General features: G+C 67.3%; 20 protein-coding genes and 2 pseudogenes. 18 read left to right on the forward strand and 4 right to left on the reverse strand.

All coding sequences use genetic code 11. From position 1 onward, the window contains the following. Positions 1-16: 16 nt before the first annotated feature. Complete coding sequence (gene rpoH / locus C7R54_RS11725; RefSeq protein WP_129150626.1) at positions 17-901, forward strand: RNA polymerase sigma factor RpoH; 885 nt, start codon at positions 17-19, stop codon at positions 899-901. A gap of 285 nt (positions 902-1,186) precedes the next feature. Here rpoH and C7R54_RS11730 read toward each other — a convergent pair whose 3' ends face one another. Further along, on the reverse strand, positions 1,187-2,053 hold the full coding sequence (locus tag C7R54_RS11730; protein WP_240039492.1) for a phosphodiesterase: 867 nt from the start codon (positions 2,051-2,053) through the stop codon (positions 1,187-1,189). 216 nt (positions 2,054-2,269) lie between these two features. On the opposite strand from C7R54_RS11730, the gene C7R54_RS11735 reads away from it, so the two are divergent. Next, the gene (locus C7R54_RS11735; protein ID WP_129150627.1) at positions 2,270-4,798 is read left to right on the forward strand and encodes a cation:proton antiporter; all 2,529 of its coding nucleotides are present in this window, start codon (positions 2,270-2,272) and stop codon (positions 4,796-4,798) included. Between the two features lie 10 nt (positions 4,799-4,808). Here the strand turns inward: C7R54_RS11735 and C7R54_RS11740 are convergent, their stop codons facing one another. After that, the gene (locus C7R54_RS11740) at positions 4,809-5,663 is read right to left on the reverse strand and encodes an NUDIX hydrolase (RefSeq protein ID WP_129151034.1); all 855 of its coding nucleotides are present in this window, start codon (positions 5,661-5,663) and stop codon (positions 4,809-4,811) included. A 290-nt stretch (positions 5,664-5,953) separates the two neighbouring features. On the opposite strand from C7R54_RS11740, the gene coxB reads away from it, so the two are divergent. From coxB to C7R54_RS11760, 5 genes are all read left to right on the forward strand, one after another. Further along, positions 5,954-7,114 carry a cytochrome c oxidase subunit II gene (gene coxB / locus C7R54_RS11745; RefSeq protein WP_129150628.1) on the forward strand — a complete coding sequence of 387 codons (1,161 nt, stop codon included), beginning with the start codon at positions 5,954-5,956 and terminating at the stop codon, positions 7,112-7,114. Positions 7,115-7,213: 99 nt separating this feature from the next. Continuing rightward, positions 7,214-8,815 carry a cytochrome c oxidase subunit I gene (gene ctaD / locus C7R54_RS11750; RefSeq protein WP_129150629.1) on the forward strand — a complete coding sequence of 534 codons (1,602 nt, stop codon included), beginning with the start codon at positions 7,214-7,216 and terminating at the stop codon, positions 8,813-8,815. Positions 8,816-8,818: 3 nt separating this feature from the next. Beyond that, positions 8,819-8,950 carry a cytochrome oxidase small assembly protein gene (locus C7R54_RS29220; RefSeq protein ID WP_240039493.1) on the forward strand — a complete coding sequence of 44 codons (132 nt, stop codon included), beginning with the start codon at positions 8,819-8,821 and terminating at the stop codon, positions 8,948-8,950. Positions 8,951-8,974: 24 nt separating this feature from the next. Next, on the forward strand, positions 8,975-9,208 hold the full coding sequence (locus C7R54_RS11755; protein ID WP_129150630.1) for a DUF2970 domain-containing protein: 234 nt from the start codon (positions 8,975-8,977) through the stop codon (positions 9,206-9,208). Positions 9,209-9,243: 35 nt separating this feature from the next. Further along, the gene (locus tag C7R54_RS11760) at positions 9,244-10,119 is read left to right on the forward strand and encodes a cytochrome c oxidase subunit 3 (protein ID WP_129150631.1); all 876 of its coding nucleotides are present in this window, start codon (positions 9,244-9,246) and stop codon (positions 10,117-10,119) included. Between the two features lie 158 nt (positions 10,120-10,277). Here C7R54_RS11760 and C7R54_RS11765 read toward each other — a convergent pair whose 3' ends face one another. Next, on the reverse strand, positions 10,278-10,478 hold the full coding sequence (locus C7R54_RS11765; protein WP_129150632.1) for a twin transmembrane helix small protein: 201 nt from the start codon (positions 10,476-10,478) through the stop codon (positions 10,278-10,280). 53 nt (positions 10,479-10,531) lie between these two features. On the opposite strand from C7R54_RS11765, the gene C7R54_RS11770 reads away from it, so the two are divergent. The 5 genes from C7R54_RS11770 to C7R54_RS11790 all read left to right on the forward strand — a co-directional run bounded on the left by C7R54_RS11770 (position 10,532) and on the right by C7R54_RS11790 (position 14,791). Beyond that, positions 10,532-11,323, forward strand: coding sequence for an SURF1 family protein (locus C7R54_RS11770; protein WP_129150633.1), 792 nt, complete (start codon positions 10,532-10,534; stop codon positions 11,321-11,323). 69 nt (positions 11,324-11,392) lie between these two features. Further along, entirely contained in the window at positions 11,393-12,034 is a 642-nt protein-coding gene (locus C7R54_RS11775; protein ID WP_129150634.1) for an SCO family protein, read from the forward strand. Positions 12,035-12,086: 52 nt separating this feature from the next. After that, positions 12,087-13,100 (forward strand): COX15/CtaA family protein, encoded by a 1,014-nt coding sequence (locus C7R54_RS11780; RefSeq protein WP_129151035.1) that lies wholly within the window; start codon positions 12,087-12,089, stop codon positions 13,098-13,100. Positions 13,101-13,216: 116 nt separating this feature from the next. After that, entirely contained in the window at positions 13,217-14,113 is an 897-nt protein-coding gene (gene cyoE / locus C7R54_RS11785; RefSeq protein WP_129150635.1) for a heme o synthase, read from the forward strand. A 78-nt stretch (positions 14,114-14,191) separates the two neighbouring features. Continuing rightward, the gene (locus C7R54_RS11790) at positions 14,192-14,791 is read left to right on the forward strand and encodes an SCO family protein (protein ID WP_129150636.1); all 600 of its coding nucleotides are present in this window, start codon (positions 14,192-14,194) and stop codon (positions 14,789-14,791) included. A 76-nt stretch (positions 14,792-14,867) separates the two neighbouring features. Here C7R54_RS11790 and C7R54_RS11795 read toward each other — a convergent pair. Then, positions 14,868-15,086 (reverse strand): annotated as a pseudogene (locus tag C7R54_RS11795) (DUF3717 domain-containing protein); the annotation flags it as partial. 177 nt (positions 15,087-15,263) lie between these two features. Here C7R54_RS11795 and C7R54_RS11800 point away from each other — a divergent pair. The 6 genes and pseudogenes from C7R54_RS11800 (at position 15,264) to C7R54_RS11825 (ending at position 22,761) form a co-directional block, all read left to right on the forward strand. Next, positions 15,264-16,010, forward strand: coding sequence for a glycine zipper 2TM domain-containing protein (locus tag C7R54_RS11800; RefSeq protein ID WP_129150638.1), 747 nt, complete (start codon positions 15,264-15,266; stop codon positions 16,008-16,010). Positions 16,011-16,078: 68 nt separating this feature from the next. Continuing rightward, a pseudogene (locus C7R54_RS11805) lies at positions 16,079-16,717 on the forward strand (PhaM family polyhydroxyalkanoate granule multifunctional regulatory protein); the annotation flags it as partial. A 636-nt stretch (positions 16,718-17,353) separates the two neighbouring features. After that, entirely contained in the window at positions 17,354-18,727 is a 1,374-nt protein-coding gene (glmU, locus tag C7R54_RS11810; RefSeq protein WP_129150639.1) for a bifunctional UDP-N-acetylglucosamine diphosphorylase/glucosamine-1-phosphate N-acetyltransferase GlmU, read from the forward strand. Continuing rightward, on the forward strand, positions 18,724-20,148 hold the full coding sequence (locus C7R54_RS11815) for an MFS transporter (RefSeq protein WP_129150640.1): 1,425 nt from the start codon (positions 18,724-18,726) through the stop codon (positions 20,146-20,148). The genes glmU and C7R54_RS11815 overlap by 4 nt, the downstream gene beginning before the upstream one ends. 208 nt (positions 20,149-20,356) lie before the next feature. Continuing rightward, positions 20,357-21,679, forward strand: a complete 1,323-nt coding sequence (locus tag C7R54_RS11820) for a UDP-glucose dehydrogenase family protein (RefSeq protein ID WP_129150641.1) — start codon at positions 20,357-20,359, stop codon at positions 21,677-21,679. Beyond that, a complete protein-coding gene (locus C7R54_RS11825; protein WP_129150642.1) occupies positions 21,676-22,761 on the forward strand; it encodes a glycosyltransferase in 1,086 nt (361 codons plus the stop codon). The genes C7R54_RS11820 and C7R54_RS11825 overlap by 4 nt, the downstream gene beginning before the upstream one ends. Positions 22,762-22,782: the final 21 nt, after the last annotated feature.

Raw genomic sequence — 22,782 nt, forward strand, 5'->3', positions numbered from 1 at the left:
CTGGAGAAAACTCACCATGAAACAAGCAAATTCCTCGTTGACCGTGTCCGGAAACGCGCTGGCCCTGGCGATCGCCAACCCTGGCTCGCTCGGCACGATCGACGCGTACATTTCCACGGTCAACCGCCTGCCGGTACTGACGGCGGAGCAGGAAACGTCGCTCGGCCGCCGCCTGCGCGATCACGACGACCTGGGCGCCGCTCGCGAACTGGTGTTGTCGCACCTGCGCCTGGTGGTCTCGGTGGCGCGCCAGTACCTGGGTTATGGCCTGCCGCATGCCGACCTGATCCAGGAAGGCAATGTCGGCCTGATGAAGGCGGTCAAGCGTTTCGATCCGGAGCGCGGCGTGCGCCTGGTGTCCTTCGCCGTGCACTGGATCAAGGCCGAAATCCACGAGTACATCGTGAAGAACTGGCGCCTGGTCAAGGTGGCCACGACCAAGGCCCAGCGCAAGCTGTTCTTCAACCTGCGCAGCATGCGCCCGGACGGCAAGACGCTGGACAGCCACCAGGTCGATGACATCGCCCGCGAACTGAACGTGCGCCGCGAGGACGTCAGCGAGATGGAAGTGCGGATGTCGGGCCGCGAACTCTCGCTGGAAAGCCAGGATGAGGACGACGACAGCTATGCGCCCATCGCCTACCTGTCCGACGAAGGCCGGCAGGAGCCCACCCGCGTGCTGGAGCGCAAGGCGCGCGAGCAGATGCAGGGCGAAGGCCTGAATGGCGCGCTGGACAAGCTGGACGAACGTTCCCGCCGCATCATCCAGGCGCGTTGGCTGCAGGATGACGGCGGCGCCACGCTGCACGAGTTGGCCGACGAATTCGGCGTCTCGGCGGAGCGCATCCGCCAGATCGAGGCGGCGGCGCTGAAGAAAATGCGCGGCTCCTTGGCGGCGTAAAGTATTGATACAAATCGCCGGGAAAAAACATAATCCCGGCGAAACTAAATCACTGTCGAGGTACCTAACCAATTCGGACTGCCTGCTGATCGCAATGCCAGCAGCGCGGTCCTCACCTGTCTCGGCTTCTCCTCTTTCCCCTCCCCTATGAGACGGGTGGTTTACGGGGCACCCTTGCGGTGCCCCGTTTTTTATTTCCGTCGCCGCTCCCGCCCCCGCCGCGCGCCTATCCTCGTTCCAGTCCCCGCGCCCGGCCGCCCATATCATCGCCGGACGGTTCGCGTTTCAGGCCGCCTGGTCCGCTTCCATCTGCGCCCATCCTTGCAGCATCGCTTCCCACGCGCGGGCATCCAGGCGCCGCACGCCGGTGGCCAGCGAGCCGTCCGGGTACAGCTTCAGCCAGCGATAGCCCGGCGCGCTGGCGTCCAGCCGATGGCGGCCGTCGCGGATGGTGAACTGAAAGCAGGTGGATGGGGTCGCCAGCAGCCGCATGTTGCCGCGCCGCCGGTCGAATTCCTGATGCACATGGCCCCAGAGCAGGACGCGGATATTGCGCCACCGGCCCAGGTGGCGGAACAATTCGGTGGCGTTGTCCAGCATCATCGTGTCGTGCCAGTCCGGCGTCATGGGGACCGCGTTGTGGTGCAGGGCCACCAGCACCGGCCGCGGGCCCGCGCCAGCGGCGGCGGTGTCCAACAGCTCCAGCTGATGGCGGTCCAGGTGGCCGGCATTGGACCCGGCCACCGTGGAGTCCAGCGCGATCACCCGCCAGGCGCCGACGTCGCTCACCGGCTTGGTCCAGTGGCCCAGGGCGCGCGCCAGGACGGTGGGAGCGTCATGATTGCCGGGCAGGCAGCGCACCGGCAGGCCCAGTTCGCCGACGATGCGGGCAAAACGGCGATAGGCGGATTCGCTGCCGTCCTGGGACAGGTCGCCGGTCGCCAGCAGCAGGTCGGCATCGCCGTGCTCGCGGCGCGCCTGGTCGATGACGGCGCGCAGGCTGGCTTCGGTATCGACGCCCAGCATCAGCGTGGCGTCCGCGCAAAGGTGGGCATCGCTCAAGTGGATCAGCAGGACGGGACGGTCGGCGTGCGCCGGGGACGACGGCCGGGACGCAAGGCCGGTATGCGCGGGAGGGGGGACAGGGGGCAAGGGCGGCTCCGGCAACTCTACACAGGTGGCGCGACAGCGCGCGCCGGACTTCACCTTAGCGAAATTCGGACGCCCGCGGCATCCTCCGTCCGCCTATTCGCGTAACGAAAAGTGCTTTCCAATTCCCGTGATTGCATGAGGCGAAAGGCGGAGGTGCGGCAAAGTCCGCTATTCTCTCTACGGTCAACGGGATAGAGCGCTGCGGGATAGAACAATATGGATGTGGGCTTACTGGTTTTCGGGCTGGCGGCGTTGCTGACGCTGGTGTGCTTCATGCCGCCGCTGGCGGGTCGGCTGAAGCTGCCCTACTCGGTGCTGCTGGCCATCGTCGGCTGCCTGCTGGGCATCGGCGTGCACGTGCACGGCTGGGCGCCCCCGGTGCTGGCCGACATGCTGGACTCGATCGAGAAATTCGAGATCTCGTCGGAAACTTTCCTTACCGTTTTTCTTCCCGTCCTGCTCTTCGAGACCGCCCTGTCGATGAACGTGCGGCGCCTGCTGGACGATATCGGGCCCATCCTGATGATGGCCATCGTGGCGGTCCTGGTCTGCACGGTGGTGGTGGGCTATGCCCTGCATGTGCTCTCACCCTATGGCTTGGTGGCCTGCCTGCTGCTGGGCGCCATCGTCGCTACCACCGACCCCGCGGCGGTGGTCAGCATCTTCCGCGACTTGGGCGCGCCCAAGCGCCTGACCACGCTGGTCGAGGGCGAGAGCCTGTTCAACGACGCCGCGTCGATCGCCTTGTATTCGGTGCTGGTCGGCATCATGACCGGGCAGAGCAAATTGTCGGTCGGCAACGTCTTCACCGATTTCGTCGTCCATTTCATCGGCGGCGGACTGGCCGGCTACGCCATGGGTCGCCTGGCCTGCGTCCTGTTCGCCTGGCTGCGGGGATTCCCGGCGGCGGAAATCACGTTGACCCTCACCCTGGCCTACCTCACCTTCTACGTGTCCGAGCATTACCTGGGCGTGTCCGGCGTGGTCGGCACCGTGATCGCGGGACTGGTGGTGGGATCGACAGGCCGCACGCGCATGGCGCCGACCACGTTCGAATACCTCACCAGCGCGTGGGCGCAGTTCGGCTTCTGGGCCAATTCGCTGATCTTCCTGTTCGCCGCCATGCTGATCCCGCGGATCATGGAGCAGGCGACGGGCGCCGACATGTGGCTGATCATCGTGCTGTTCTTCGCCACCCTGCTGGCGCGGGCCATCGTGGTGTTCGGCATGCTGCCCTTGCTCAAGCTGACCCGGCTGCGCACGCGCGTAAGCCGCGCCTACAAGACGGTGATGCTGTGGGGCGGCCTGCGTGGCGCCGTCTCGCTGGCCCTGGCGCTGGCGGTGACCGAGCGCCAGGACGTGCCGGAAGCAGCGCGCCAGTTCGTCGCGGTGGCCACCACCGGCTTCGTGCTGCTGACGCTGTTCGTCAACGGCATCAGCCTGCGGCCTTTGATGCGGCTGCTGCGGCTGAACGAGCTGTCCCAGATGGAACGCACCATCCGCAACCAGGCCGTGATGGTGGCGCTGGAGGACTTGCAGGACAAGACCGAGGAGGTGGCCAGCGCCGACCACATCGGGCCGGAAGTGCGCGAGCGCATACGCACGGTCTTCGACGCCAGCCTGCAGGAAGTGCGCGACGGCGACGTCAGCCGCATGTCGCTGGACGCGCGGGTGTCGGTGGGGCTGGCCATCCTGGCGCAGCGCGAAGAGGAAATGTTCTTCGACGTGCTGAAGGCGCAGATCGTCGATTGGCGGCTGGCGGAGTCCCTGCTGGCGCGGTCGGAGCGGCTGGAGGATGCCGTCCGCGCGGGGGGCCTGGCCGGCTTCGAGAACGGCATCGCGGCCGATGTGCGCTATTCCAGGGGATTCCGCGTGGCGCTGCGGATGCACTACCTGTTCGGCTTCCAGCGCTGGCTGGCGTCGGAACTGGGACAGCGGTTCGCCGCCCTGATGTGCAAGCGCACCGTGGCGCAACGGCTGATCGCCTTCGCGGGCCAGCAGATCAAGCCGCTGCTGGGGGAAGAAACGGCCGACGTGCTGGTGCGGGCGCACCAGCGGCGCCTGGATGCCATCGAGAACGCCTTGCAGGCGCTCAACCTGCAATATCCGTCCTACGCGCTCTGGCTGCAGGAAAGCTACCTGGGCCGCGTCGCGCGGCAGCTGGAGCGCATGCGCTACCGCGAGATGCTGGGCCAGTCGCTGATCAGCGGCGAGGTCTATGCCGACCTGGTGCAGAAGCTGGAGTCGCGCTGGGCCCACATCGACCGCCATCCGCCGCTGGACATCGAGATGAGCGCCACCGAGCTGGTCAAGCGCGTGCCCCTGTTCGAAAAGCTCAGCGCCGATTCCCTGCGCGCCATCTGCAAGCTGCTCAAGCCGCGGCTGGCGCTGCCGGACCAGCCTGTCCTGGGGCGCGGCCGCAACGTGGACGAAATGTGCTTCGTCGCCTCGGGCGCGGTAACGGTGCATCTGCCGGACCACACCACGGTGGAACTGGGCAGCGGCGAGTTCTTCGGCGAGCTGGCCCTGCTGGGCGAGCAGGTCATGATGCCCGAGGTGACATCGCTGGGCTACAGCAAGCTGCTGATGATGTCGGCGCGCGATTTCCGCGCCCTGCTGGCACGCGATCCGACGCTGCGTGAAGGCATAGAGACCGTGGCGCGCCAGCGGATGCGGGCCATCGAGGTGTGGCGGCAGTTTTCGTCGGTGAATACGCCGGCGCCGCCGACCCAGCCGCAGTCCTAGCCAGAGCTGTTCAGTCCTGGGCGCGGTGCTGGCCCGCCGGCTGGACGGGGGCGCCACCGGCCAGTTCGTCGGCGATGACCAGCGCGGCTTCCAGCGTGAACTCACCGGCCGCCACCATGGCCAGGGCGCGCGCGGCGTCGACCGTGGCGATCTGCATGACCTCGCCGTCCCGGTTGGACGGCCGCACATGCGCCGGCAGCACGCAGCGGCTGACCAGCAAGTCTTCCACCTGGTAGCCCTCGGGCAGGCGCCGCCGCATGCGCAGGATCGTGCGCATGGGCTCGCGCCCCTGGATGTCGGGCGCGTCCAGCCCCGCTTCCTCGTCGCATTCCCGGACCAGCGCCAGGTCCAGGTCCTCGCCGCTGCCGGCCAGGCCGCCCACCAGCGTGTCCCACATGCCGGGATCGGTGGACTTGCTCAAGGCCCGGCGCGCGATCCACAGGCGGCCGTCGGGCGTCCAGGCGTTCAGGTGCACGGCGCGGGTCAGCAAGCCCAGCGGGCGCACCGCGGCGCGCTCGATGGCGCCGACCGGGCGGCCCGTCTGGTCCAGCACGTCCAGCAATTCGTCGCGCCAGCCGCGCAGGCAATTGGCCTCGCGCAGCGCCTGCGCGACCCGGGCCAGCAGCATGTCCAGGGCAGCGCCCGGCGCCAGCTCCGAACCCAGCCTGAGGGCGTCGTTTTCTACCGTTACCCCCGGTAGATGGCGCAGTGCATCACAGGCCGCCAGGGTGGCCAGGCCACAGGGCAGGCCGGCCACGAACACGGGGCGCGACAGCTCGGGCGCGGGTTCCACCGCGCGCTCGTGCAGCAAGGCATATAGCGCGCTTGCCCGGGCCGCCAGCGCGGGCGTACGCGCGGCGTCCATGGCGGGGGCGGCGGTAGGGACGGCGGCGTCCTGGGGCGGGGCTGGGATGGATTTTTGCTGCATGGCGGCGATTCTAGTGCAGGGCGGGGTGGCGTGCGGGCGGGGTAGCCCGCAATTACATGAGGTGACGTGTCCGTTATAATCCGGCGGTTTCTTTGTGATTCGAGCTGGATCGAGGGGATGGCAGTTCGCCCCGAGAATCCGCCAACCAATAATTACGCGTTTCCGTGTCTTTCCACGGTGTAACCGCGGTTGGGTAGGGCCTTCGCGTACATGCATAAAGGGTCAGCATGAAGAAGTGGTGGAGAGGGATACCCGGCGCCTGTGCCATGCTGGTAGGCGGCGCGGCTCGGGCGCAGGTCAAGGATATGCCTGGAGGACCGAAGGTCGATCAGTTGAATCTGCATGAAGGTGTCACGCAGATTGCGCATGATGTGATGTGGTTGCATTGGATGATGCTCACCATCTGTGTGGTGATCTTCATCGGTGTTTTCGGTGTGATGTTTTATTCCATCTGGGCGCACCGCAAGTCGCGCGGCGTCGAGCCCGCCACTTTCCACGAGCACGTGGGCGTCGAAATCGCCTGGACGGTCATCCCGTTCTTCATCGTGATCGCCATGGCGCTGCCCGCCACCAAGGCCGTGGTCGCCATGAAGGATACGTCCAGCCCGGACGTGACCATCAAGGTCACCGGCTATCAGTGGAAATGGGGCTACGAGTACCTCGATGGCGCCGCCAACGGCGTCAAGTTCTACTCCAACCTGTCCACGCCGCGGGCGCAAATCGAAAACCGCGAACCCAAGGGCGAGTTCTACCTGATGGAAGTCGACAACCCGATGGTGGTGCCGGTCAACCAGAAGGTGCGCGTGATCACCACGGCGGTGGACGTCATCCACTCCTGGATGGTTCCGGACTTCGGCGTCAAGCAGGACGCCATCCCCGGCTTCCTGCGCGATACCTGGTTCCGCGCCGAGAAGGTCGGCACCTATCGCGGCCAGTGCGCGGAACTCTGTGGCAAGGACCACGCCTTCATGCCCATCGTGGTGACGGTGCTGTCCAAGGAAGACTACGCCAAGTGGGCGGACGATCAGAAGAAGAAGATGGCCGCGCAGGCGGACGACCCCAACAAGGACTGGTCCGAAGCCGAGCTGATCGCGCGCGGCGAGAAGGTGTTCGGCGCGAACTGCGTGGTCTGTCACCAGGCCAACGGCAAGGGCGTACCGGGGTCTTTCCCGGCCCTTGACGGCGACCATATCGTCCTTGGGCCCAAGGCGGAGCAGATCAAGACGGTGTTGCTGGGTCACCCCGGAACGGCGATGCCCGCCTTCGGTGGCCAGTTGAACGACGTGGAAATCGCTTCGGTGATCACCTACACGCGCCATGCCTGGGACAACAAGGGCAAGGGCCAGGATCCGACCGTCAAGCCGGCCGACGTCAAGGGGGCGCGCTAAGCGCGCCGGATGCGGCGGCCAGCGGGCCGCCGCGCTAGCAACGAGCATATAACCCGGTCCCGCCAGAAGGGGCCGGCGCCAAGCGGCAAGGAGTCCATCATGAGCAGCGTCACTGTCGACCACGTCTCGCCGGGCCACGGTCACGATGACCATCACCACGCCATCCCCACGGGCTGGCGGCGCTGGTTGTTCGCCACCAATCACAAAGATATCGGGACGATGTATCTCATCTTCTCGTTCGTCATGCTGCTGGAGGGCGGCACGCTGGCCCTGTTGCTGCGCACGGAGCTGTTCGAGCCGGGGCTGCAATTCTTCCGGCCCGAGCTGTTCAACCAGTTCACCACCATGCACGGCCTGGTGATGGTGTTCGGCGCCATCATGCCGGCCTTCGTCGGGTTCGCCAACTGGATGATCCCGTTGCAGATCGGCGCATCGGACATGGCCTTCGCGCGGATGAACAATTTCAGCTTCTGGCTGCTGCCGATGGCGGCGCTGCTGCTGACGTCGTCCTTCTTCGTGCCCGGGGGCGCCACGGCCGCCGGCTGGACCCTGTACGCGCCCCTCTCGCTGCAGATGGGACCGGGCATGGACATGGCGATCTTCGCGCTGCACATCATGGGCGCGTCGTCCATCATGGGCGCCATCAACGTCATCGTGACCATCCTGAACATGCGCGCGCCCGGCATGACGCTGATGAAGATGCCGCTGTTCTGCTGGACCTGGCTCATCACCGCCTTCCTGCTGATCGCCGTGATGCCCGTGCTGGCCGCCGCCATCACCATGGTGCTGACCGACCGCCACTTCGGCACCGGCTTCTTCAATGCGGCCGCCGGTGGCGATCCGGTGCTGTACCAGCACGTGTTCTGGTTCTTCGGGCACCCCGAGGTCTACATCATGATCCTGCCGGCGTTCGGCATCGTGTCGGCGGTGGTGCCGGCCTTTGCCCGCAAGCGCCTGTTCGGCTACGCCTCGATGGTCTACGCGACCGCCGCGATCGCGGTGCTGTCCTTCATCGTCTGGGCGCACCACATGTTCACCACGGGCATGCCGGTGACCGGCCAGCTTTACTTCATGTACGCCACCATGCTGATCTCCATCCCCACCGGGGTGAAGGTGTTCAACTGGGTGGCGACCATGTGGCGCGGCTCCATGACGTTCGAAACGCCCATGCTGTTCGCCATCGGCTTCATCTTCGTGTTCACCATCGGCGGTTTCACCGGGCTGATCCTGTCGGTGGCGCCGATCGACATCCAGGTGCAGGATACGTACTACGTGGTGGCGCACTTCCACTACGTGCTGGTGGCCGGATCCTTGTTCGGCCTGTTCTCCGGGGCCTATTACTGGGTGCCCAAGTGGACCGGCTACATGTACAACGAGAAGCTAGGCAAGTTCCACTTCTGGATGACGCTGATCTCGTTCAACGTCACCTTCTTCCCCATGCACTTCCTGGGGCTGGCGGGCATGCCGCGCCGTTACGCCGACTACGCCGCGCAGTTCACCACCTTCCACCAGATCGCCACCATCGGCGCCTTCTGGTTCGGCCTGTCGCAGCTGATCTTCCTGGTGGCCATCCTGCGCTGCTTCGCCGGCAAGGGCGAGCGCGCGGCGGCCAAGCCGTGGGAAGGCGCCGAAGGCCTGGAGTGGACGGTGCCGTCGCCCGCGCCCTTCCATACCTTCGCGGAACCGCCCGAGGTCAAGTAAGCCATGACGCCTGAACAACGCCGTCGCAACAAGACCGTGGGACTGGCCCTGCTGGCCGTCGTGCTGGTGATTTTCGTCTGGGCGCTGTTCAAGGGAAGCAGCCTCTTCACGCCCCTCGCCCGGGGCGGGATTTGAGCGCTGCGCGGGCGGAGGACGGCCATGGACGATGACAAGACAAGCGCGGGGCAGGCCACGCAACGCAAGTTGTCCTTCCTTCAGACCTTGAAGGCCGTGGCCTGGGGCATGCTGGGCATCCGCAAGGGCGCCGGTTATCGCGAGGATACGGCCCGGCTCAATCCGGTCCACCTGGTGATCGCGGCCCTGCTGGCGGGCGCGCTGTTTGTCGTCGTACTGATATCCATCGTGCGCTGGGCAGTCGCCAGCCTCAGTTGAACAAGTATTCGAACATCCGTACCTGGGAGAACACCATGAGTGCAGGTCACTCGGTTGAAGCGAAAAGTGCGCCCTATTACTACGTGCCAGCGGACTCCGGCCATCCGGTGCGTTGCGCGGTGGCCTTGCTGGTCACCGCCGTGGGCGCGGCGGCCTGGATCAACGGCGCCGGCCTGGGCAAATGGATGGTGCTGGTCGGCATCCTCGGCGTGATCGCCGTGCTGTACTACTGGTTCGGCGACGCCATCGGCGAATCGGAAGGCGGCCTGAACAGCAAGCGGGTGGACGTGTCCTACCGCTGGGGCATGAGCTGGTTCATCTTCTCGGAAGTCATGTTCTTCGCCGGCTTCTTCGGCGCGTTGTGGTACGTGCGCACCATCTCCACGCCGTGGCTGGGCGACCTCGACCACAAGCTGCTGCTATGGCCGGACTTCTCCGCCGTGTGGCCCAACTTCGGCCCGGCCGGCGTGGTGGAGCACTTCCAGACGGTGGGTCCGTTCTGGCTGCCCACCATCAACACGGCCCTGCTGCTGAGTTCCGGCGTCACGCTGACCATCGCCCACCATGCCTTGCGCGAGAACCATCGGGGCAAGACGATATTCTGGCTGGCGTGCACCATCATCCTGGGCTTCATCTTCGTCGCCTGCCAGGCCACGGAATACCACCATGCCTATACCGAACTGAACCTGAAGTTCAGCTCGGGCGCCTATGGGTCCTTGTTCTTCATGCTCACCGGCTTCCACGGCTTTCACGTGATCATGGGCGCGACCATGCTCACCGTCATGCTGGTGCGCCTGCTGCGCGGCCATTTCACGGCCGACCATCACTTCGGCTTCGAAGGCGCCGCCTGGTATTGGCACTTCGTCGATGTGGTGTGGCTGGGGCTGTATTTGTTCGTGTACTGGATGTAGGCCGGCGGGGGGAATTGAACCCCCGTCCGTATAGGGAACGGGGACGGGGGCGCGGCGACTGGACGCGCGGGTGCCGCGCGTTGTCGAGGCCGTCCGGCGCTCCGGCGATCACGCCTTGCGGCGAGTCCTGCCGGGGCGGGAACCTCGTGGCCGGCGCCCTATCTAATCCCCGTGCTTTGAATCCAACCCAGCTGGTTGGCCAGCAGCACGAACAGGAACAAGGCCACCGAGAGGCCGATGCGCACCGTCAGCGCATTGACCGTACGATTGGTCGTTCCCTTGTCCTTCATCAGGTAGACCAGGGCCGACCCCAGGCTGACCAGGATGCCGATGAAAGCGACGACGACAAGTACGCGCATGGCAGTCTCCGCGGGCGCGGACGCCCCGAATGAAATAATCGTTGTAGATATACATGGTACGTCCTCACAGCACCGCACGCACGTTGGCCGCCCTGCTCCTGCTGGCCGCGGCCGTCGTCGTGCTGGTTTCGCTGGGCCGCTGGCAGCTGCGCCGCGCCGATGAGCGGCGCGCCATCCTCGCGGCCATCGAGCGGGGCCGTTCGCAACCGCCGCTGATGCTGGCGGCCGATACGCCGCCCACGGACCTGCAGCCCTGGCGGCCGGCGCAGGCCAACGGACACTACCGCGACGATCTCACGGTGGTGCTCGACAATCGCAACCGCGAGGGCCGTCCCGGCTACTGGATCGCCACGCCCCTATTGCTGGAAGGCAGCACACCGGCAACGGCGGTGCTGGTGCTGCGCGGGTGGATGGCGCGCGCCCAGCCAGGCCAGCCGCCGGCCGTCGCGCCGCCGGCCCCGCCCGGCATCCAGCACGTGACGGGCGAACTTGCCGAGCGCGTGCCGCGCCTGTTCGAACTTTGGCATTTCGGCGGGGCCGCCATGGATGCGCTGCCCCAGCGCCTGCCGGCCGCCGACGGCAAGCCGCCCACCGTGCAGAACCTGGACCTGGCCGAGTACGGCCGCGCCAGCGGCTTTCGCTTGCTGCCCGTGGTGCTGGAGCAAAGCGACGCCGATGAGGACGTGCTCAAGCATGATTGGCCGCAGCCGTCCGTCGATTTCAACCAGAACCAGGGATATGCGCTGCAATGGTTCGGCTTCGCGAGCATCGCCGGCATTGCTTTCCTGGTGGTGGCGTGGCGCGCATGGCGAAGGCGGTCCGGCGGGGACCCGGGCAACCGTTAAACTGATGGCCGGCCGGTCCCGACGGGGCAGCGCCGGTACACGAAAAAGACAGGAATCCTGCTTGTGACGATGACCTCTACGACTGCTGGCGATACGCACCCGCCTGCGCGCCGGCGCAGCGCGCTGACCGTGCTGATCGTCTTTCTCGTGTCGCTGGCGCCCGTGGTCGCCGCCGTGGTCTTCTACCTGAATCCCCAATGGTGGCCACGCGATGGCAGCAACTACGGCGCCCTTATCGAACCGCAGCGCGATCTGCCCGGTCCCGGGCAGTTGCCGCTGGCCACGCTGGACGGACAGCCTTACGACCTGCGCCAATTGCGCGGCAAGTGGCTGCTGATGACCGCCGACGGCGGCGCCTGCCCGGACTCCTGCGCGCGCAAGCTGTTTATCATCCGCAATACCCACGCCAGCCAGGGGAAGAATGTGGACCGCGTGGCGCGTGTCTGGTTCATCACGGATGACGCGCCGGTGCCGAGCAAGGTGCTGGACGCCTACGTGGGCACGGTCATGGTGCGGGCGCGGCCGGAGCAGTTGGCGGCTTTCCTGCTGGAGGCCGGCGCGGACCCCGCAACGGCGTCCGGGGCCCTGGCGGGGCCGATGTGGCTGGTCGACCCGCTGGGCCACCTGATGCTGCGGTTCCCGCCTGACGCCGATCCCGTCAAGGTGCGGAGCGACCTCAGCAAGCTGATCTACAACTCGCGCATAGGCTAGCATGCCGACCGCGCCGCAACTCCAAGTGACCGCCGCAGTGAATGTCTCCGGCCTGGACGCCATCGTCCTCCGTTATCGCAACCTGGTTTTCTTTACCTGGTTCCTGACCCTGGACCTGATCATGTTCGGGGCCTTCGTGCGCCTGACCGATTCGGGGCTGGGCTGTCCCGACTGGCCTGGCTGCTATGGCAGCGCCTCGCCCCTCGGGTCGCTGGCCGATATCCATCAGGCCAACCAGGCCATGCCGTTCGGGGCGGTGTCGCTGTCCAAGGCCTGGATCGAGATGATCCACCGCTATGCGGGGTCGCTGCTGGGCATGCTGATCATCGCCATCGTGTACATGGCGTTCCGCTATCGGGGCCGCCTGGGGCGGTCGCCCTTGCTCGCGGTGGCCGCGCTGGTCATCGTGTGCGTGCAAGGCGCCTTCGGCGCCTGGACCGTGACCCACCAGCTCATGCCCGCGGTCGTGACGGCCCACCTGGTGTTCGGCATGCTTACCCTCACCATGATGACCTGGCTGGCGGCGCGCGAGCGTCCGTACCAGGCGCTGGCGGCGTCGGCGGCGCGCTGGCGCGGATGGATGACCGGCGGCTTGCTGCTGCTGTTCATCCAGATCACGCTGGGCGGGTGGGTGAGCACCAACTACGCCGCCCTGGCGTGCATGGACTTTCCCATGTGCCAGGGACATTGGGTGCCGCCCATGGACTTCGCGGGTGGCTTTTCGGTCTTCCGTGCCCTGGGTGAACTGCCGTCGGGCGAAATGATTTCGCAGTACGCCCTGACCGCCATCCACTGGGTGCACCGGAATTTCGCGTTCGTGGTTTTCCTCTACATGGGCCTGCTCGCCTGGCGCATGCGGGCCGAACCGGGCCTGCGCGGGCCGGCCACGCTGGTGCTGGCCCTGCTGGCGGCGCAACTGCTGACCGGCCTGACCACCATTTTCTTCGAATGGCCCTTGTTGATCGCCGTCCTGCATAACGGTGGCGCCGCCGGCCTGGTCCTGGCCGCGGTCACGCTGCGCGTGCGCCTGGCGACCGCCGGCCGGGCCGCCTTGCGCAGCGTATGAAGCGGCGCGGGCCGCCGTTTCGCGCCACGCTGGGACAATTTGTCCAATGTAAACAGGCTCTTGCCCCCGTCCCCGACACCCGCGACGGCGCGGAGCGGAGTTAGAATAACGCCACCATGACCAGCCTTGCCGCCACAGACCAGGGATTGCTCCGCCAATACCTGGTGCTCACCAAACCCCGCGTTACCCAGCTCGCCGTCTTCTGTGCCGTGATCGGCATGTTCCTGGCGACGCCCGGCTTGCCCGATCTGAAGCGCGTGGTCTTCGCCACCCTCGGCATCTGGCTGCTTGCCGCGGCTGCGTTCGCCATCAACTGCCTGATCGAGCAGGAAGTCGACGCACGCATGCTGCGCACCGCCAGGCGTCCGACCGCGCGCGGCACCATCCTGCCGCAGCAGGTGCTGATGCTGTCCGGTTTGCTGGGGGGCGCCGGCATGCTGGTGCTGTACAACCTGGTCAATCCGCTGACCATGTGGCTGACCTTCGCCACGTTCGTCGGCTACGCCATCATCTACACCGTCATTCTGAAGCCCCGCACGCCGCAGAACATCGTCATCGGCGGCCTGTCGGGCGCCATGCCGCCCGCGCTGGGCTGGGCCGCCGTCGCCAATGCGGTGCCGGCCGAGGCCTGGGCGCTGGTGCTGATCATCTTCATCTGGACGCCGCCGCACTTCTGGGCCCTGGCCTTGTATCGCAGCAAGGACTACGAAAAGGCCGGGCTGCCGATGCTTCCCATCACGCACGGTCCCGAATACACCCGCCTGCAGATCCTGTTGTACAGCTGCGCCCTGCTGGCCTGCACGCTCATTCCCTATGCGTTGCGCATGAGCGGCCTGCTCTATCTGGTCGCCGCGCTGGTGCTGGGCGGCGTCTTCCTGCGCTATGCCTGGCGGCTGTACCGCGACTACAGCGATGCCCTGTCGCGGTCGATGTTCCGCTACTCCATCCTGTACCTGGCGCTGTTGTTCGGCGCCCTGTTGATCGATCACTGGCTCGGCCTGCTGCTGACCTGAGCGGCGGCGTCACGCGGCCACGGGGTGCCATGCCTCCGGGCCTCGCGCCCCGGCCGGGGCCTTACCGGAGACTTCCCCATGTCCATCGTTCCCGCCCGCCGCGTCGCATTGCGCGCTCTTGGTGGCGTCGCCCTGCTTGCTGCCCTGGCGGCCTGCAAGGATCGTCCCGCCTTCAAGGGCAGCAGCATCGCGGGCACGCACCTGGGCAAGGACGTGGCGATGGTCGACCAGGACGGCAAGCCGCGCGCGATGGGCGATTTCGCCGGCAAGGTGGTGGTGGCTTTCTTCGGCTACACGCATTGCCCGGACGTCTGCCCCACATCGCTGGCCGAGCTGGCCCAGGTCATGCAGGCGCTGGGTGCCGACGCCGCGCGCGTGCAGGTGGTGATGATCACCGTCGATCCCGAGCGCGATACGCCCGAGGTGATGAAGCAGTACGTCACCACCTTCAATCCCGGCTTCGTCGGTCTGACCGGCAGCGTGGCGCAGTTGAAGGCGGCGGCCTCTTCATTCAAGGCCTACTACGCCAAGGTGCCCACCAAGGACGGCTCGGACTACAGCATGGACCACAGCGCCGCCTTCTACCTGCTGGACCAGAAGGGCGAGGCCCAAGTCCTGGTCAACAACAATGCGGGCGTGGACGCGCTGGTGCACGACATCAAGCTTTTGTTGGCTTGATCGCTGGATTGATCGCTGAGTTTGTCGCCGGATTGGTCGTGGGATTGGTCGCCGCGGCCGGCGGTCCCGGCTGGACGGCATCCAGCCAGGCGGCATAGGCCTGGCGTCCCGCTTCATCCAGGCTGGCGGCGCGAAGCTCGCGCGCGCCCGTGTATATCAGCAGCGCATAAGGCGTCGCCAGGGCAGCGGCCTCGCGCCCCAGGCGCGCTTCCTCGCCGGTCGACGGCGAACGGGACCGCCAGTAATTGATGGCCTGCTCAAGCTGCGTGATCGAGATCGGCGTGCTATCGTCCATCAAGCCATTCTCCCAGTAGAACCCAGGTCGCATGGACGGCCATCAGAGTCTGGTCACAGCTGTTTCCGACATTCATGAATGGCCTTGCAACTCTTGCAAACGGTCACCTTGCTCATGGGTTGTAAGCGTATACCGATGCTATACATCCGCCATGGACGGCTTTGCAAGGAAAATGACATGAATACCGCCCCTACCCAATCAGAATCGCGCCGCGGCCTGCATCCGCTGGTGGCCACCGCGGCTGTCTGCGTCATCGTACTGTGCGGCGTGGCCGTCGCCGCCATCGGCGGCTGGCTGCCGACGTCGAGCGGCAGGCAGGATGACGCCAACCAGGCGGCCGTGGCGCAAAACGATCCCGCCAACGCGAACCTGGCGCCCTTGCCGGCACAGGCCCAGCAGGGCGTCATGCCGCCGCAGCAGGGCGTTGCGCCGCCCCAGCAAGGCGCGGCGCGCCAGGCGCCGGCCACGGCGCAATCCAATGCGGCGCAACCCCGTGTGGCGCAATCCAGCGTCCCGCCGCGGAACACGCCGCAGCAGCAGGGCGTGCCGCCCGCCGCCCAGAACGACGCGGCCCAGTGCCCGCAATGCGGCACCGTCGTGTCGATGGGCCAAGTGCAGGTCCCGGTGCAGGATACCAGCAACCACATCGTCGGCACGGTCGCCGGCGGCGTGGTGGGCGGCGTCGTTGGCAACCAGTTCGGCGGTGGTGGCGGCAAGACGGCCTTGACGGTGCTGGGCGCCGTGGGCGGCGCTTTGGCAGGCAGGGAAATCGAGCGTAATATGAACCAGAAAACCGTGACGCGTTATCAGTTGGTTGCCCGCACCAATGATGGCCGCACACACACTTTCCGCAGTGATACGCCGTTCCAATATTCGACGGGCCAAGCCATACGCGTGGAAAACAACCAGCTGCTGCCGCGATGAGCGGCGGTATCGGGCCGCGCGGCGAACCTCCGAACGCGCGGGACGGTCAGGCCCCACGAGAGAGACTGATGACCGACCCGCATAGCAACCCCTTCATCCTCCCCGGCCTGGGGCAGTCCGGCGACGCGGCCGGCAATCCCTTGCTCGCCAGCATGGAAATGATGCGTAAAGCCTGGGCCGGCTTGATGGGACCGGGCGGCCTGGCGCAAGTCATGCCGATGACGCCGCCGCTGAACCTGGAGGACCTCGATCGCCGCATCGCGGAACTGCGCACCGTGGAAAGCTGGCTGCGGCTGAACCTCTCCATGCTGGGCAGCACGATACAAGGCCTGGAAGTGCAGCGCTCCACCATCAATACGCTGCGCTCTTTCGTTGATAGCGTCAGCAGCCAGGCCGCCGCCGGCGCGCAATGGGGCGATGCTTCGCCGCTGGAAGTGGTGCTGGGCCTGAAGCCGGCGGGGCAGACCGCGCGACCGGCCGCCGGTGCGGCGCCTGGCGCGTCCGCCGCGGCGGCTGGCGGACAAGGTCCGAGGTCGGCGTACGGCGCCGCGCCCGTTCGCGCCCCCGAGGCCGAGGGAGCCGAAGGCGCGGACGAGGACGATCCTTACGACGAAACCGATGAAGAGCCGCCGGAAGATAACGCGGCGGGCAACGCGTCGCCGACCGGTGCGGCGGGCGGCGGACAGGCCGCGCCTGACGCTGCCGCCACCCCTGGCGTGGGTGCGGTGCCTGCCTTCCTGGGCGGCGCGGCGCAATCCGCGTCGGAAGCCTGGTGGAACCTGCTGCAGCAGCAGTTCGGCCAATTGGCCGCGGCGACGGCGGCTTCCATGCCGGGTGGGATGCAAGGCATGGGCGCCGCCACGCGCGGTGCGGAATCCACGTCGTCCACGGGCGCCGGTGCCGGCCAGTCCGTGACGAAGAAGGCGGCGCCTGCCCCGAAGCCGGCCGGCAAGTCCGGCGGCGGCAAGGCCGCCAAGGCCGACCCCAAGGCCGGCGCGGCCAGGACGGCGGGCGCGCAGCCGGGCGGGGCCAGGACGCCCGCCAAGCCGCGTGGTGGCAGCAAGGCCGCCAGCGTCAGTTCGACGCGGCCCCATGCCATCGCCAAGGCCCCGGTCGCCAAGCCTCCCGTTGCCAAGGGTGCGGGCAAGCCGTCACCGGCCGCCCGTCCCGCCGCGAAGAAGCCCTTGTCCAAGACCACGACCGACGGCACCCCTCGCAACGCAGTCCGTGTTGCAGGATCGCGCCGTCCGCTCTCGTAAAATGCCACCCCGTCCGGGCCGCTCGATGGCCCTTCTCCCGCTCCGCCGCTTGCCGCGCGGGGCGCTATTGCGAAGTTTTTCCCTATGCTGAACATCGTCATTCTGGCCGCCGGCCTAGGCAAGCGCATGCAATCCGACCTGCCCAAGGTCTTGCATACCCTGGCCGGCCGGCCCATGCTCGATCATGTCCTGCACAGCGCCCGCCGCTTGCAGCCGGCCCGCATCGTCATCGTGGTCGGTCACGGCGCGGACCGCGTGCGCGCCGCCTATGCCGGCCAGGAGGACCTGCATTTCGCCCTTCAACAGCCCCAGCATGGCACCGGCCATGCCGTGGCGCAGGCCGCGCCGCTGCTGCTGGAAGGCGATGCGGACGACGCCACGCTGGTGCTTTACGGCGACGTGCCGCTGGTCCAGCCGGAGACCTTGCGCCGCCTTCTGGAAGCGCGCGGCCGCGGCATGGCGGTGCTGACCGAGACCTTGGCCGACCCCACGGGCTACGGCCGCATCGTGCGCGACGCGCGGGGGCAGGTCACGCGCATCGTCGAACACAAGGACGCCACCGAGCAGGAACGCGCCATCCGCGAGGTCAATACCGGCATCATTGCCGCGCCTACGGGCCGCTTGAAGGACTGGTTGACCCGCATCGACAACAACAATGCCCAGGGCGAGTACTACCTGACCGACGCCGTCGGGCTGGCCGTGGCCGATGACGTGCCGGTCGGCGCCGCGCAGCCGGCCGCCGCCTGGGAGACCCTGGGCGTCAACAGCCGCGTGCAACAGGCCGAGCTGGAACGGATCTGGCAGCGCGAACAGGCGCGCCGCCTGCTGGAGGCCGGCGTCACGCTGGCGGATCCCGCCCGTTTCGACCTGCGCGGCAGCATGACCGTGGGCCGCGACGTCTACATCGACGTCGGCTGCGTGTTCGAGGGCCGTGTCGAACTGGCCGATGGCGTGCGCATCGGGCCGCATTGCGTGTTGCGCGACGTCAAGCTGGGCGCGGGCACGCAGGTCGAGGCCTACAGCCACCTGCAGCAGGCCCAGGTGGGCGCGCAGGCGCGCATCGGGCCTTATGCGCGGCTGCGCCCGGGCGCCGAACTGCACGACCGGGCCCATATCGGCAACTTCGTCGAAGTGAAGAATGCCGTGATCGGGGTCGACAGCAAGGCCAATCACCTGACCTATATCGGCGATGCCGACATCGGCGCGCGCGTGAACGTCGGGGCGGGTACGATCACCTGCAACTACGATGGCGTGAACAAGCATCGCACCATCATCGAGGACGACGTCTTCGTCGGGTCCGATACGCAGCTCGTCGCACCGGTGCGCGTGGGCCGCGGCGCCACCTTGGGCGCCGGCACCACGCTCACGCGCGACGCGCCCGCCGAACAATTGACCATCTCGCGCGCGCGCCAGGCTTCCGTGCCCGGCTGGACCCGGCCGACCAAGAAGAAACCATGAAGGACACCCCCGCTTCTCCGGCCGGTCCGGCGCCTGGCGCCGCCGCCGGCGGTCCTGCCGCGTCCAAGGGCGCCGCCCAGGACGGGCTGCCCACCCCGCGCCGCTATTGGGCGGCCAGCGTGGTGATGCTGGGCATCAGCCTGTCGGTGCTGGACAGCACCATCGCCAACGTCGCCCTGCCCACGATTTCCCATGACCTTGGCGTGGATCCCGCGGACTCCGTATGGATCGTCAACGCCTACAGCGTGGCGCTGGTGGTCATGCTGCTGCCCCTGTCGTCGCTGGCCGAGCGCGTGGGCTTTCGCCGCATGTTCGCCATGGGGCTGGGGCTGTTCACCGTGGCGTCGCTGGGTTGCGCCATGGCCAATTCGCTGATGACGTTGACGCTGGCCCGCATCTTCCAGGGCGTGGGCGCGGCGTCGCTGATGTGCATGTTCGGCGGTCTCGTCCGCCATATCTATCCCCATTCCAAGCTGGGGCGCGGTATCAGCCTGAATGCCACGACGGTGGCCGTGATGTCGGTGCTGGGGCCGACGATAGGGTCGGCCATCCTGTCGGTGGCCGCCTGGCCGTGGATCTTCGCGGTCAACGTGCCGCTGGGCATACTGGGCATGTTCTGGCTACGCTTCCTGCCCGACGTGCCGCGCACCAATACGCGCTTCGATGCCATCAGCGCCCTGTTGAACATGTTGACGCTGGGTGTCTTCATCATCGGCGTCGACAAGCTGGTGGCGGACCCGGTCAAGGGCGTGGGGTTGATCGCCATCTCCACCGTGGCGGGGTATTTCCTGGTCCGGCGCGCCACGAAGCAGACCGCTCCCCTGGCGCCGGTGGACCTGTTGCGCATCCAGCCCATCGCCTACGCCGTGGCGGCGTCCGCCTGCACGTTCGCGGCGCAGATGGCGTCCTATGTCGCCCTGCCGTTTTTCTTCCAGTCGGTGCTGGAGCGCCCGCCCTTGCAGGTGGGCATGCTGATGGCGGCCTGGCCCGTCGGCACGGCCGTTGTCGCGCCGCTGGCGGGCCGCATGTCGGACCGCTACTCGGCGGCCACGCTCAGCGGCATCGGCGCCGCGGTCATGGTGCTGGGGCTGGTGGGCATGACGCTGCTGCCGCACGACGTGGGCAACACCACCATCATGGTGGTCATGTTCGCCTGCGGCCTGGGTTTCGGTTTTTTCCAGACGCCGAACAACCGGTCGATGATCGGATCGGCGCCGCGCTCGCGCAGCGGCGCCATCGGCGGCCTGCAGGCTACCACCCGGGTCTTTGGCCAAAGCTGCGGCACCGCCTTGGTGGCGACCGCCTTCGGCCTGACGACCGCGCATGGCCCGTCGCTGGCCTTGATCCTGGGCGCCGTCTGCGCCGGCGCCGCGGTGCTGGTCAACACGGTACGTTTCAGGGCCGTGACGCCGGAGGCCTAGGCCAGGCGCCCGGCAAGGCCGGGCGACACCACGCACGACAGCCCCGCACGACAGCCCCGCACGACACTCGCGCGCGACGCCATGCGAACCCCCTGCCGCCCTGGCCCGGCCGCTTCCCGCTGCCGGGGCCGGGGCCGGGGGTGGGCCCTATAATCCCGTGCATCGGCCGCGTGACGAGTCACGCGCCATGTTTTCTAGGGCGAATGCGATGAAGATTACCGTGGTGGGTACGGGCTACGTGGGCCTGGTGTCGGGTGCCTGTCTGGCTGAAATGGGCAACGACGTCATGTGCCTGGACGTCAATAGCGCCAAGGTGGCCTTCCTGCGCGAAGGCGGCATTCCGATCTACGAGCCGGGCCTGGAAGACCTGGTCCGCCGCAACGTCCAGGCCGGGCGGCTGCACTTCACGGACGACGTCGCCGCCAGCGTGGCGCATGGCGACGTGCAGTTCATCGCCGTCGGCACCCCGCCGGGCGAGGATGGCTCGGCCGACCTGCAATACGTGCTGGCTGCCGCGCGCGGCATCGCGCGCCACATGACCGGTCGCAAGATCATCGTCGACAAGTCCACCGTGCCGGTGGGCACGGCGGACAAGGTGCGCGCCGCGGTCGCCGAAGTGCTGGCCGAGCGGGGCGTCGATCTGCCCTTCAGCGTCGCGTCCAATCCGGAATTCCTCAAGGAAGGCGCGGCCATCCATGATTTCATGAGCCCCGACCGCGTCGTCGTCGGCGCCGACGACGAGTACACCGTGGGCGTCATGCGACGGATTTACGAGCCCTTCCAGCGCACGCACGACCGCCTGATGGTGATGGACGTGCGTTCGGCGGAACTCACCAAGTACGCGGCCAACGCCATGCTGGCCACGCGCATCTCCTTCATGAACGAAATGGCCAACCTGGCCGAGGCCGTGGGCGCGGACATCGAGCAGGTGCGTCGCGGCATCGGCGCCGATCCACGCATCGGCTATCACTTTCTTTATCCCGGCGCGGGCTATGGCGGGTCCTGCTTCCCCAAGGACGTGCAGGCGCTGAGCCGCATGGCCGGCGAACACCAGCTGCCGATGCGGGTGATCGAGGCGGTGGAAGCGGCCAACGACGAACAGAAATTCCGCCTGGCGCGCAAGATCGTGCGCCGCTATGGCGAGGACCTGAGCGGCCGGTGTTTCGCCGTGTGGGGCCTGGCGTTCAAGCCCAACACCGACGATATGCGCGAGGCTCCCAGCCTGACCGTGATCGAGGAACTGACCCGGCGCGGCGCCACGATCCGCGCCTATGATCCGGTGGCCATGGACGAGGCCGCCAAGGTGTTGAAGCACAATCCGCGCGTGACCTTCGTGACCGATATGTACGACGCCCTGGAGGGCGCCGACGGCCTGGTGCTGGTCACGGAGTGGAAGGTCTTCCGCGCGCCCGATTTCGAGCGTGTGCGTGCGCTGTTGAAAACGCCCCTGGTTCTCGATGGCCGGAACCAGTACAACGCGGCGGACCTGAAGGCAGCGGGCTTCGAGTACGAGGGTATCGGCCGCGCATGAGAATCCTGCAACTGAATTTCGAGAAAGGCTGGCGCGGCGGGGAGCGGCAGACGCTCTACTGCATGATGGCCTTCCGGGATGCGGGGCATGACGTGGAGTTGCTTGCCCGTGCCGGCGCGCCGCTGGCACAGCGCGCCGTGGAGCAGGGGTTCAAGGTGCATGCCGTGTCCGGCGTGCCTGGGCAGATCGGTTTTCTTGCCAGGCGCGGCGGCCGCTACGACATCATTCATGCGCAGACCGCGAACACCGTGACGTGGGCCGTGCTGACCAAGCCTATCCATCGGCGTCCTGTGGTTTTCTCGCGGCGCACGTCCTTCGTGGTCAAGCCCAACGAGGAATGGAAGACCGGCTTCAAGTGGCGCCACGTCGACCTGTTCGTGGCGATCAGCGAGATGGCGGCGATCGAGCCGCGGCGGCTGGGCCTGGCGCCTGTGATCATCCGCAGCGCGGTGGCGCCCGCGCCGCCCGACGCGCAGAACCAGGCGCGGCTGGCGGCGGAGTTCAAGGTGCCGGGCAAGCGCGTCATCGCGACATCGGCCGCGCTGATACACGACAAGGACCCCTTGACCATGATACGGGCCGTGGCGGAACTGGCGCGGACACGGCTGGACTTCCTGTTCGTGCATTTTGGCGCCGGCGGCAACGAGGAAGCCCAGGCGCGTGCGCTGGTGGCCGAGCTGGGCCTGCAGGACGTCTACCTGTTTGCCGGGTTCCGCAAGGGCGTGGAGGATTTCTATCCCTGCATGGACGTCTTCGCCATGACGTCGCGCGAAGAGGCGCTGGGCAGCAGCGTGTTCGATGCGTTCCTGCAGCGCGTGCCGGTGGTGTCGACGGACGCCGGCGGCCTGAAGGAAAGCCTGGCCGACGGGCGCGGCATCCTGTGCGCGGTGGAGGATTACCGAGCGATGGCGCAAGGCATGGCGACCCTGCTGGATGATGACGTCATGCGCCGCGCCGTGACCGAGCGCGCCTATGACTACGTGCGCGTCGAGCACGATGTGGCCACGATGGGCCATCGCTACCTGGAGCAGTTCGAGCGCCTGCTGCGCGAGCGGGGCGAGGCCGCGCGGCTGGCGCACTGACGGCGCTTGCGCCATGGCGCG

The sequence above is a fragment of the Achromobacter aloeverae genome, assembly GCF_004121055.1.
Lineage (GTDB): Bacteria > Pseudomonadota > Gammaproteobacteria > Burkholderiales > Burkholderiaceae_B > Bordetella_C > Bordetella_C aloeverae.

Coding starts and splice junctions, on each gene's coding strand:
- rpoH (WP_129150626.1), top strand. CDS start 17: ATGAAACAAGCAAATTCCTCGTTGACCGTGTCCGGAAACGCGCTGGCC.
- C7R54_RS11820 (WP_129150641.1), top strand. CDS start 20,357: ATGAAGATTACCGTGGTGGGTACGGGCTACGTGGGCCTGGTGTCGGGT.
- C7R54_RS11760 (WP_129150631.1), top strand. CDS start 9,244: ATGAGTGCAGGTCACTCGGTTGAAGCGAAAAGTGCGCCCTATTACTAC.
- C7R54_RS11735 (WP_129150627.1), top strand. CDS start 2,270: ATGGATGTGGGCTTACTGGTTTTCGGGCTGGCGGCGTTGCTGACGCTG.
- C7R54_RS11815 (WP_129150640.1), top strand. CDS start 18,724: ATGAAGGACACCCCCGCTTCTCCGGCCGGTCCGGCGCCTGGCGCCGCC.
- C7R54_RS11775 (WP_129150634.1), top strand. CDS start 11,393: ATGACCTCTACGACTGCTGGCGATACGCACCCGCCTGCGCGCCGGCGC.
- C7R54_RS11770 (WP_129150633.1), top strand. CDS start 10,532: ATGGTACGTCCTCACAGCACCGCACGCACGTTGGCCGCCCTGCTCCTG.
- coxB (WP_129150628.1), top strand. CDS start 5,954: ATGAAGAAGTGGTGGAGAGGGATACCCGGCGCCTGTGCCATGCTGGTA.
- ctaD (WP_129150629.1), top strand. CDS start 7,214: ATGAGCAGCGTCACTGTCGACCACGTCTCGCCGGGCCACGGTCACGAT.
- C7R54_RS11765 (WP_129150632.1), bottom strand. CDS start 10,478: ATGCGCGTACTTGTCGTCGTCGCTTTCATCGGCATCCTGGTCAGCCTG.
- glmU (WP_129150639.1), top strand. CDS start 17,354: ATGCTGAACATCGTCATTCTGGCCGCCGGCCTAGGCAAGCGCATGCAA.
- cyoE (WP_129150635.1), top strand. CDS start 13,217: ATGACCAGCCTTGCCGCCACAGACCAGGGATTGCTCCGCCAATACCTG.
- C7R54_RS29220 (WP_240039493.1), top strand. CDS start 8,819: ATGACGCCTGAACAACGCCGTCGCAACAAGACCGTGGGACTGGCCCTG.
- C7R54_RS11755 (WP_129150630.1), top strand. CDS start 8,975: ATGGACGATGACAAGACAAGCGCGGGGCAGGCCACGCAACGCAAGTTG.
- C7R54_RS11790 (WP_129150636.1), top strand. CDS start 14,192: ATGTCCATCGTTCCCGCCCGCCGCGTCGCATTGCGCGCTCTTGGTGGC.
- C7R54_RS11825 (WP_129150642.1), top strand. CDS start 21,676: ATGAGAATCCTGCAACTGAATTTCGAGAAAGGCTGGCGCGGCGGGGAG.
- C7R54_RS11800 (WP_129150638.1), top strand. CDS start 15,264: ATGAATACCGCCCCTACCCAATCAGAATCGCGCCGCGGCCTGCATCCG.
- C7R54_RS11740 (WP_129151034.1), bottom strand. CDS start 5,663: ATGGACGCCGCGCGTACGCCCGCGCTGGCGGCCCGGGCAAGCGCGCTA.